Source organism: Variovorax sp. 20P10.2.4 (assembly GCF_058244205.1).
Genome location: NZ_JBZAYE010000485.1, coordinates 1 through 5,648 on the forward strand (window position 1 = coordinate 1; position 5,648 = coordinate 5,648).

6 protein-coding genes and 1 pseudogene are annotated in these 5,648 nt (G+C 71.2%); 1 reads left to right on the forward strand and 6 read right to left on the reverse strand.

Features of this window, described 5'->3' with window-relative positions; genetic code table 11:
- The 5 genes from AC27VN_RS30870 to AC27VN_RS30890 all read right to left on the reverse strand — a co-directional run.
- Window positions 1-468, reverse strand: a 468-nt coding sequence (locus AC27VN_RS30870) for an AIR synthase related protein (RefSeq protein ID WP_490879025.1), incomplete at its 3' end; no start/stop codon positions are given.
- Entirely contained in the window at window positions 465-1,025 is a 561-nt protein-coding gene (locus tag AC27VN_RS30875; RefSeq protein WP_489041759.1) for an MSMEG_0567/Sll0786 family nitrogen starvation N-acetyltransferase, read from the reverse strand. The genes AC27VN_RS30875 and AC27VN_RS30870, both read right to left, overlap by 4 nt.
- Window position 1,026: 1 nt before the next feature.
- On the reverse strand, window positions 1,027-2,097 hold the full coding sequence (locus AC27VN_RS30880; RefSeq protein ID WP_093341245.1) for an MSMEG_0568 family radical SAM protein: 1,071 nt from the start codon (window positions 2,095-2,097) through the stop codon (window positions 1,027-1,029).
- Entirely contained in the window at window positions 2,060-3,139 is a 1,080-nt protein-coding gene (locus tag AC27VN_RS30885; RefSeq protein WP_490879026.1) for a Nit6803 family nitrilase, read from the reverse strand. Before AC27VN_RS30885 ends, AC27VN_RS30880 begins: the two co-directional genes overlap by 38 nt.
- Window positions 3,140-3,282: 143 nt before the next feature.
- Window positions 3,283-3,765 carry an MSMEG_0572/Sll0783 family nitrogen starvation response protein gene (locus AC27VN_RS30890; protein WP_093340760.1) on the reverse strand — a complete coding sequence of 161 codons (483 nt, stop codon included), beginning with the start codon at window positions 3,763-3,765 and terminating at the stop codon, window positions 3,283-3,285.
- A 381-nt stretch (window positions 3,766-4,146) separates the two neighbouring features.
- Here AC27VN_RS30890 and AC27VN_RS30895 point away from each other — a divergent pair, with 381 nt between their 5' ends.
- On the forward strand, window positions 4,147-5,550 hold the full coding sequence (locus AC27VN_RS30895) for an aminotransferase-like domain-containing protein (protein WP_093341244.1): 1,404 nt from the start codon (window positions 4,147-4,149) through the stop codon (window positions 5,548-5,550).
- On the opposite strand, the pseudogene AC27VN_RS30900 reads toward AC27VN_RS30895, so the two are convergent.
- Window positions 5,551-5,648 (reverse strand): annotated as a pseudogene (locus tag AC27VN_RS30900) (VOC family protein); the annotation flags it as partial.

The window sequence follows — 5,648 nt, forward strand, 5'->3', positions numbered from 1 at the left end:
GCGCGCATGGCCGAGGATCGCGACCGCGAGCTGCGGCCGCTCGCTGCGGTTGTTGCTGTGGCCGCCGACGATCGGCACGCCGTAGCGCGCCGCGGCCTCGGCCATGCCGCCGAGCACCTGGTCGGCCGGGTTCATGCCGCTGCTCCAGAGCGCGTCGACCACCGCGGTCGGGCGCCCGCCCATCGCGTAGATGTCGCTCACGTTGACCATCACGCCGCAGTAGCCCGCGAACCAGGGCATGCGCACGATGAAGTCCTCGACCAGTCCCTCGATCGCGAACAGCAGGTAGCCGCCGCGGCCGTCGGGAATGGCGGCGCAGTCGTCGCCCACTGGCACCGCCTGCGCGAGCGCCGCGTGGCCGCCGGGCAGCGAGCGGCCCAGTGCGGCCACCACCTCGCTGATGTCGCGCTTGTGGGCGAAGCCGCGCGTGGCGCGCAGCGCTTCGGCGATCTCGGCGGCGCGGCTCATCGCGGCACCTTCGCGCGCGTGACGAAGCCGCTGACCGGGTCGTGGCAGGGCGGATAGAAGCCGAGGTCGGCGCGCATGCGCGCATGCGGGCGGCCCTGCACCTCGCATTCGCCGAGCGTGGTCCAGCCGAGCTTGCGGAACAGCGGCTCGTTCTGCAGCTGCACCTGCGCGAGGAACAGCGTGCAGCCCAGCGCATGGGCGCGCGACACCGCGAGCCGGATCAGCGTCGCGCCCAGGTGGCCCTGGCTGCGGAAGGCCGGGTGCACCGCGAGCCGCGAGCCCCACCATTCTCCTGCTGCAGCGCCGCGGTGGATGCGCACCGTGCCCACCACCTGCTCGGGCATGCCGGCGTTGCACGACATCGCGACCAGCAGCAGCGCATGGTCGTCGATCGCGTCGCGGTCGTCGCGCGCGAAGATGCCCTGCTCGATGCAGAACACGGCGCGGCGCAGCGCCATCGCCTCGTCGCGCTCCCATTGCTGGGCCGCCTCGCGCACGAGGTATTCGACCGGCGCGTAGGCCAGCGGCAGCTCGCTCCAGGCTTCGGCGGTCTTCATCTCAGGCCTCGTAGACGGACAAAGAAGAACACGCGCCGCACTTGCCGCAGCCGGCCTTGATGTCGGCCGAGCGCAGGCCAGCGGCCGCGACGCGCCGGCCCAGCGGCTCGAGCAGCGACTTCATGAACTCGGGCGTGGGGGCGGGATGGTCCTCGAGCGGCGTGCCGCTGATCGGCACGAAGGGCACGACGAAGGGATAGACGCCGCGCGCGAGCAGTTCGTCGCAGATCGAGAGGATGGCCTCGCGCGAATCGCCGAGGCCCGCGAGGATGTAGGTGCTGACCTGGCCGCGGCCGAACACCGCCACCGCGGCCTCGAAGGCGCTCATGTAGCGCGACACCGGCACGCTGGCCTTGCCCGGCATGATGCGTTCGCGCACCTCGGGCGTGACCACCTCTAGGTGCATGCCCAGCGTGTCGATGCCCGCGGCCTTCATGCGCTGGAACCAGCGGTCGTCGTCGGGCGGCTCGCACTGGCCCTGGATCGGGATGTCGACTGCGGCCTTGATCGCGAAGGCGCTCTCGCACAGCACCGCCGCGCCGCGGTCGGTGGCGTTGGGCGTGCCGGTGGTCAGCACCATGTGCTTCACGCCGTCGAGCAGCACGGCCGCGCGCGCCACCTCGGCGAGCTGCTGCGGCGTCTTGTGCGCGATGGTGCGGCCGGCCGCGAGCGACTGGCCGATCGCGCAGAACTTGCAGCTCTTGCGCCGGCTCTCGTAGCGGATGCAGGTCTGCAGCACGGTGGTGGCGAGCACGTCGCTGCCGTGCAGCGTCGCGATGTGCGAATAGGGCACGCCATCGAAGGTCTGCATCGCATAGAAGCGCGGCTGGCGCGGAAAGGCGATGTTCGCGATCGGGATGCTGCCGCGCATCACGCGGCTCACGCCCTGCGCGTCCGGTGCCTCGGCCGTGAACGGCGAATGCCAGGCGCTCGCGGTGTGCACCGGCACCATGATCGTGTGGCCGTCGACCAGCACGGCCTTGTGGTCCGAGGGGCCGGCACCGCCGCGGCGGCTGGCGGCACCCGCGCCGGGATCAACCAGCCGCAACCCGAAGGACTGGAGCTCCGTCATCAGCTGGCGGCTGTCCACCGGCGCGGGATTCGGTGCGGGGTTCGATGCGAGGGCGGCGGTCGTCGTCATGGTCGGGGCTCCGTGGGTGGGAAGAAAGGGTGTGCATCGGCACGGTGGTGGCCGCGGGCCGGTCGTCGATGGCGAGCGAGAGCAGCTCGGGGCGCGCGTAGTGGCCCACCGAATCCATCATTCGCTTGCGCTTGGCGATCAGCGCCATGTCGAGGTCGGCGATCACCATGCCCTCGCCCTCGGTGAGCGGCGGCGCGAGATGCCGGCCCTCGGGCGAGACGATGGCCGTGTGGCAGCCGCCGCGCAGCGCCTTCTGCAGGTTGGGGTCGGGCGTGACGCTGCGGATCTGCTCGTCGCTGAGCCAGCCGGTGGCGTTGACCACGAAGCAGCCCGACTCGAGCGCGTGGTGGCGGATCGTCACCTCCATCTGCTCGGCGAAGATCGGGCCCACCAGCGAGCCCGGGAACTGCGCGCAGTGGATCTCCTCGTGCTGCGCCATCAGGCTGTAGCGCGCCAGCGGGTTGTAGTGCTCCCAGCAGGCCAGCGCGCCGACGCGGCCGATGGCGGTGTCGACCACCTTGAGCCCGGCGCCGTCGCCCTGGCCCCAGACCATGCGCTCGTGGTAGGTCGGCGTGATCTTGCGGCGCTTGAGCGCCAGCGTGCCGTCGGCGTCGAACACCAGCTGCGTGTTGTAGAGGCTGCCGTGGTCGCGCTCGTTCACGCCGAGCACCACCACCACGCCGCGGGCGCGCGCCCGCTCGGCCACGGCCTGCGTGACCGGGCCGGGCACCACCACCGCGCGCTCGGCCAGCAGCAGGTGCGGCGCGCCCTGCAGCACCGGCGGCAGCACGAAGCTGAAGTAGGGGTAGTAGGGCACGAAGGTCTCGGGAAAGACCGCGAGCTGCGCGCCCTTTGAAGCCGCTTCGTCGATCGCGCTGCACACCCGATCGAGCGTGCCGTCGGGACGGTCGAAGTCCGGTGCGATCTGGATCGCCGCGGCGCGGACGATGCGGGAAGAATTGGAGGTCCCCATCGCCGCACCTCAGCACGATGCCGCGGCGAGCGCAGCGAGGCCCGTTCGGGAAACACCGCGGAACCGGCTTTGCCGGGCCGCTGGTGTTGCCCCCTTGAGGGGGGAGGCGGCTACACGAAGTGAGCAAGCAACGGGGGTGGGCATCACAGCGTCCAGGTGTCGAGGATGAAGGCGTTGGCCTTGCGGTGCAGCAGGATCAGGTCGAGCACGTCGAGCGGGTTGATCGGCTTGATGCCCTCGATCAGCGCGCCCTCGCCGTGGCCGTAGAGCGCCTGCAGCGCGAAGCGGCAGGCGTAGACCTTGCCGCCCTCGGCGATGAAGGTGGCGATCTGCTTGTTGAAGTTCTGGTGGCCCGGGAAGGCCTCGTCGCCCAGCGTCGGAAAGCCGCGCTGCACGCCCAGCGTGACGCCGGGGCCGTAGAGCAGGATCGAGGTCTCGAAGCCCTTGCGCTTGAGGCGCGTGGCCTGCAGCAGGTTGACGAAGCCGATCGAGCCTTCGAAGGCCACGGTGTGGAAGGTCACGAGCGCCTTCTCGCCGGGCTCGGCCTTCACGTCTTCGAACACCTTCTCTTCGTAGTCGACGAGGAACTCGCCTTTTTCGTTGCGGGGACGGGTCACGGTGGGCATGGGGTACTCCGGTGAAAGGGATGAAGGAGAGGAACGCAGCAGCGTCTGCGCGCCTTCTTCTTCGCATGCCATGTGCCAAGGCGCGGGGCCCGCGATGCAATCAAGTTGCGATCAAGGCGCAGCGGTGCCGCATGCGGGCGCGAAAAAATTTCCGCGCGGGTGCCGCGGACGGGTCGCGCGGCGTTCGCGGCGGGCCGGGCCGCACCGTGGCGAAGCGTCCGGCGTGCGATCAATGCACCCGATCAATGGGGTTGATCGCACCCGTTCGAGGCATCGCCGGCCCTCGAAGCCCCCAGGGGACGGGCACGTTTCCTGCGGGTTGATCGGTCCCCCGATGCAATCAATGGATGCAATCAAGTGGCCGCCACCGACACCGCCCCGATCGCCCCCATCACGCTGCACTGGCGCAAGCAGCTGCGCGCCAGCGCCAAGCCGGCCTACCTGCTGCTGGCCGACCTGATCGCCGACGACATCCGCACCGGCCGGCTCGGCGCGCGCGACCGGCTGCCCACGCTGCGCGAGCTGGCCGCGGACCTGCAGCTCAACTACACGACCGTGGCGCGCGGCTATGCCGAGGCGCGCAAGCGCGGGCTGATCGACTCGCGCGCGGGCACCGGCACCTTCATCCGCACCGGCAGCCCCAGCCTGCGGCTGCGCGGCGGCAGCGGCGCCGAGATGACGATGAACATGCCGCCCGAGCCGCGCGACGAGCACCTGGTGGCGCGCATGCACGAGGGCGCCGCGCAGGCCTTCGCGCAGGCCGACCTCTACGACCTGCTGCGCTACCAGGACTTCGGCGGCACGGTGCACGACCGCGAGGCCGCGATGCAGTGGCTGCGCCCGCACGTGCCCGAGGCCGGCGTCGACCGCATCCTCGTGTGCCCCGGCATCCACGGCGTGCTGACCGCGCTGATCTCGCAGCTCGCGCGGCCCGGCGAGCTGGTGTGCGTGGAATCGCTGACCTACCCGGGCATCAAGGCCATCGCGGCCCAGCTCGGCGTGCAGCTGCATGCGCTGCAGCTCGACGACGACGGCCCGATCGCCGATGCCTTCGAGCACGCCTGCAAGACCCTGAAGCCCAAGGCGCTGTACTGCAACCCGACCCTGCTCAACCCCACCACCGGCACCGTGAGCCGCGCGCGGCGCGAGGCGCTGGCCGACGTGGCGCTGCGCTACGCGGTGCCGATCATCGAGGACGACGCCTACGGCATGCTGCCGCGCCAGATGCCGCCCACGCTCGCCACGCTGGCGCCCGCGCTGACCTACTACGTCACCGGCTTCTCCAAGTGCTTCGGCGCGGGGCTGCGCAGCGCCTATGTCTGCGCGCCGACCGCGCGCCAGTCGCAGCGGCTCGCGGGTGCCCTGCGCGCCACCACGGTGATGGCCTCGCCGGTCACCAATGCGCTGACCACGATGTGGGTCGAGGACGGCACGGCCGACGCCATGCTGCAGGCGGTGCGCGCCGAATCGGCCGCGCGCCAGCTGCTGGCCGCGCGCCACCTCGGCGGCCACGGGCTGCAGGCCCATCCCGAGGGCTTCCATGCCTGGCTGCCGCTCACGCCGGGCTGGAGCCCGGTCGAGTTCGCCTCCTTCCTGCGCACGCGCAACGTGGGCGTGGTCGCGAGCGCGGCCTTCTCGACCGACGGCGATCCGCCCGACGCGGTGCGCATCTGCCTCGGCGGCCCGATGTCGCGCGAGGAGTGCGACGACGCGCTGCGGCTGATCGCGGACACGCTGACGCATCCGTTGCACCCGCACGCGACGGTGCAGGAGCGGGCCTTCTAGTTACACCGGGTCATGGCAGCAGACGCAGAGCTTGTTGCCATCGGGATCGCGGAAGTAGGCGCCGTAGTAGTTGGCGTGGTAGTGCGGGCGCAGCCCGG

Coding starts and splice junctions, on each gene's coding strand:
- AC27VN_RS30875 (WP_489041759.1), bottom strand. CDS start 1,025: ATGAAGACCGCCGAAGCCTGGAGCGAGCTGCCGCTGGCCTACGCGCCG.
- AC27VN_RS30880 (WP_093341245.1), bottom strand. CDS start 2,097: ATGACGGAGCTCCAGTCCTTCGGGTTGCGGCTGGTTGATCCCGGCGCG.
- AC27VN_RS30890 (WP_093340760.1), bottom strand. CDS start 3,765: ATGCCCACCGTGACCCGTCCCCGCAACGAAAAAGGCGAGTTCCTCGTC.
- AC27VN_RS30885 (WP_490879026.1), bottom strand. CDS start 3,139: ATGGGGACCTCCAATTCTTCCCGCATCGTCCGCGCCGCGGCGATCCAG.